Raw genomic sequence first — 3,139 nt, forward strand, 5'->3', positions numbered from 1 at the left:
CTCTTCTCCCCCTACTTGCCTTTACCCGTCATTTTTGGATTGACAGACTACTAGTTAGTCATATTTTTTGTTAAACTGTTTTTTAGCTTCTTCATAAATCTCAATAGTAATTGGAGATAAATTATTATCTTGAGCGTAGGTTTCAATCTTTTTGCGAGCAAAAGGACGAACAAAAAAGGGAATGTCTTTAAGTTTTGCTTCAGCTTCAGGTGTCCATTGAATCTTGTCACTCATGGATTTTTAGATTTTGATAGTTTACTTAATCTTCTCTAAATTTTAACTGATCTAGAAGTTTAATTCGGCCAATTTAACTGTTTTACCAAATGTACCACTTCTGGTAAAATTAACTTTTCCATGCCCAGTCGCACAGCGTTACTAGAACCAGGAAGAGAAAAAATGATTTTGCTTTGATAAATACCAGCGACAGCGCGAGAAGCCATAGCGCGAGAACCAATTTCTTGATAACTTAAAACCCGAAATAGTTCTCCAAATCCTGGTAAGGTCTTTTCTAATAGCTTTTCTAAAGCATCATAAGTAGTATCTCTAGGAGCAATTCCTGTTCCTCCATTAAAAATTACAGCATTTATTTGAGCATCTCTACCCAAAGCTGTCATTTGGGATTGAATTTCTTTAGGTTCATCTTTGATAATTTGATACAATGCCACTGTGTGATGATCAGCCAAAAGTAGTTCTTTAATTAATTGACCACTTTTATCTGTCTCAGCAGAACGGCTATCACTAACAGTAATTACCGCACAAGTTATAGAAGTTTGCTGTGCATTTGGGTGTGGTTGAAATTCCATAGATAATATTTAAGTTTTAGCCAATAACCAATGACCAACGACCACTGACTACTGACTACTAAAAAATTAAGATTTGCTTAATCCGAGTCCATTTTTTTCAGCGTAGCGATTCATGAACCGCATAAATCGATCCCATTCTTCATTAGACTTCATGACATAAATGGCTTCTAAAGATTCTGGTTTACCGTTGACAAATTTACCCTGAACTTCACGAATAACTATTTCCCCTTCTTCGTCAATTAAGTAAAGTCCCGTAGGTTCGGTGTTACCGTCTTGTGCCAAAATATTAGGATTAGTGAAGACAAATGTGGCTGTACCACTTTCACCTTGTTTTGCTCTTGTCAACCGGACATCTGGAACTACTTTTTCGTCAATACCTCTAGCAAACTGAATTTTCGCCATGATGAGTAAATTTAAAGTTTTGTGATCATTTTGTAATATTCTCTCATCATAGTGCAATTTCTACAGCAGTCATTTTACCTATGGTAATTAAATCTAGTTCACAATTCCGATTCCAACGCCGTTTATTGACGACAGCATTAATCATTGTAGTAGGCATATTCATTACTCTGAGTAACTATTCTAGCCCAGCTATATCTGCCACTAAACCAAAAAACGTCATTCTGATGATTGGAGACGGTATGGGTTGGGAAATGGCTCGCGCTGGGGCTATGGCTAAAGGATATAATTACACTTCTGGTAAGGGAGAGGGACTGAGTTTTCAAACTCTGGATAATTATGCCCTGGCTACCACCTATGGTACTACTATTGCTCCTGGTAATGGAGTGTTCAGCACGGGTAACTCTGCGTTATCAAACTCTAATCCGATTACAGGCGCTAGTCCGATGTTACCAGGGTTTAAATTCCAACCTCAATTTAATCCCGGAAATACACCATCTGGAGGAGAGAAAAATCTTAATTCCAATGCGGTGGGTAATTTGGTGGGTTATGATCCTCAGCGCGGGGGAATAAATCCTTGGACATTGGGTAATGATCCTGAATATATCAAGCACAGTTATCCTGATTCGGCTAATACAGCGACTACTCTGTACACGGGAGTCAAAAGCTATAACAATGCTATTTCTGTGGATATATTTGAAAAACCTTTAGAAACTATTCTCAAAACTGCGGCTGAACATGGTAAATCTACGGGGATTGTAACTTCTGTGCCTATAGATCATGCTACACCGGGTGCAGCAGCAGCAAATGTGAATCGTCGCAATAAATATGATGGTGATTATCCGACTTTAGATAATATTCTCCAGCAGGAACTTCGCATATATCAACCAACGGTAATTTTAGGTGGAGGTCATCCGCTTACGGGTGCTGGTAGTCAACCTCTACCTACGGGTGTAGAACCGCTAACTAAATTTGAATATATTACTAAATCAACTTATGCGGAATTGAGTAAAAAACCCCTTCAAAACCGTTATAAATATACATTTTTAGAACGGGGAAAAGATGCGGCTGCGAAGTTAGGGACTACTGCGGCGAGATTAGATCCAAATCAGGGCGATCGCTTGTTAGGATTATATGGAGCTAGGGGACAAGAGGGAAATCTCCCTGTAAGTACCGCCAATGGAGATTATAGTAATACAGGTTTGAGTATCTTTTCCCTGTTTGCTTCTCAAGGAAAAAACCCCGATACAGTTCGGCCTCTACTTCCTGGAGAAACTGACCAATCTTTTATTACTAGAGAAATTAATGAAAATCCCACACTCAATGATTTAACCAAAGCAGCTTTAGCAGTTTTATCCAAAGACAAAGATGGATTTTGGTTAATGGTAGAAGGTGGTGATATTGATTGGGCTGCCCATGATGATAATTTAGATAACATGATTGGGACAGTTTTAGATTTTGATAAAGCTGTAAAAAGCACAATTGACTGGATTCAAAATAACGGTGGTTGGGAAAATAATCTGCTCATTGTCACCGCTGATCATGATCATTATCTGACTTTAAATCCCAACTTTTCCGAACTGCTGAAAGAAAAAGGCGCAGAAGCTTTAACCGCTGAATCTGATTCCATTAAAGCCGGTCATTTTTGGGGTTCTAATCCCAACATCAAATATGGTTGGGGAAATCATGCTAACCGTCCAGTTCCCGTTTATTACCAAGGTCAGGGTTCGGAATTTTTAACCAATTCTGTCGGTAAGGGATTTCAACTTTATGGTTATGATATTCCTGGTATTAAAGGTTTAGTAGACCAAATCCACATTTATCAAACTCAACGACAAGCAATAGGGAATAGGAAGTAGGGGGAGTAGAGGAAGTAGGGGAAGTAGGGGGAGTAGGAAGATAAGAATAGTATCTAGTAGTTCGTCAAATTTATTTTG

4 protein-coding genes are annotated in these 3,139 nt (G+C 38.6%); 1 reads left to right on the forward strand and 3 read right to left on the reverse strand.

Annotation, left to right across the window (positions count from 1 at the left end):
- Positions 1-54: 54 nt before the first annotated feature.
- From FJR05_RS21775 to psb28, 3 genes are all read right to left on the reverse strand, one after another.
- A complete protein-coding gene (locus tag FJR05_RS21775) occupies positions 55-234 on the reverse strand; it encodes a PCP reductase family protein (protein WP_168646036.1) in 180 nt (59 codons plus the stop codon).
- Between the two features lie 59 nt (positions 235-293).
- A complete protein-coding gene (locus FJR05_RS21780) occupies positions 294-803 on the reverse strand; it encodes a molybdenum cofactor biosynthesis protein B (protein WP_168646037.1) in 510 nt (169 codons plus the stop codon).
- Between the two features lie 66 nt (positions 804-869).
- On the reverse strand, positions 870-1,205 hold the full coding sequence (psb28, locus tag FJR05_RS21785) for a photosystem II reaction center protein Psb28 (protein ID WP_168646038.1): 336 nt from the start codon (positions 1,203-1,205) through the stop codon (positions 870-872).
- 80 nt (positions 1,206-1,285) lie between these two features.
- On the opposite strand from psb28, the gene FJR05_RS21790 reads away from it, so the two are divergent.
- Positions 1,286-3,061, forward strand: a complete 1,776-nt coding sequence (locus tag FJR05_RS21790) for an alkaline phosphatase (RefSeq protein ID WP_168646039.1) — start codon at positions 1,286-1,288, stop codon at positions 3,059-3,061.
- The last annotated feature ends 78 nt before the right edge of the window (positions 3,062-3,139 follow it).

It is taken from the genome of Dolichospermum sp. UHCC 0259 (assembly GCF_009711935.1).
Classification (GTDB): Bacteria; Cyanobacteriota; Cyanobacteriia; order Cyanobacteriales; family Nostocaceae; genus Dolichospermum.

Excerpts from the sequence above, each read along its gene's own strand:
- FJR05_RS21775 (WP_168646036.1), bottom strand. The coding sequence starts at position 234 with ATGAGTGACAAGATTCAATGGACACCTGAAGCTGAAGCAAAACTTAAA.
- FJR05_RS21780 (WP_168646037.1), bottom strand. The coding sequence starts at position 803 with ATGGAATTTCAACCACACCCAAATGCACAGCAAACTTCTATAACTTGT.
- psb28 (WP_168646038.1), bottom strand. The coding sequence starts at position 1,205 with ATGGCGAAAATTCAGTTTGCTAGAGGTATTGACGAAAAAGTAGTTCCA.
- FJR05_RS21790 (WP_168646039.1), top strand. The coding sequence starts at position 1,286 with ATGGTAATTAAATCTAGTTCACAATTCCGATTCCAACGCCGTTTATTG.